Here is a 237-nt window from a genome sequence, read left to right as displayed (position 1 = left end):
TTGAGCTCTTTCAGCGTGATCTTACAGTGAAGGTTAAAGCTGCCGCTGCAACAGCGGCAAAACTTAAATTCCGTCTCCCTGCTTCAGCAGTGACGACAGCCAAAGTGCAGTCGGTTAAACCTATGGTGTTTAGTCAGCATGCACTGGTCACCAACGGTGCCTCTACCCGTTGCACGGAAGCACTGCGGGAGTTGATTTGTAATATGCCCGGGGGGATGCCGCCGATTGTGGTGACGC

At 53.2% G+C, this 237-nt stretch carries 1 pseudogene; it reads left to right on the top strand.

Features of this window, described 5'->3' with window-relative positions:
* Positions 1-237: pseudogene (locus ACFVYJ_RS13940) on the top strand (hypothetical protein); the annotation flags it as partial.

Origin of the sequence: Pontibacter sp. JAM-7 (genome assembly GCF_048548695.2) — a bacterium.
Classification (GTDB): Bacteria; Pseudomonadota; Gammaproteobacteria; order Pseudomonadales; family Balneatricaceae; genus Neptuniibacter.
Note: the sequence above shows the minus strand (reverse complement) of the source record. Positions and strands in the feature narration are given on the sequence as shown.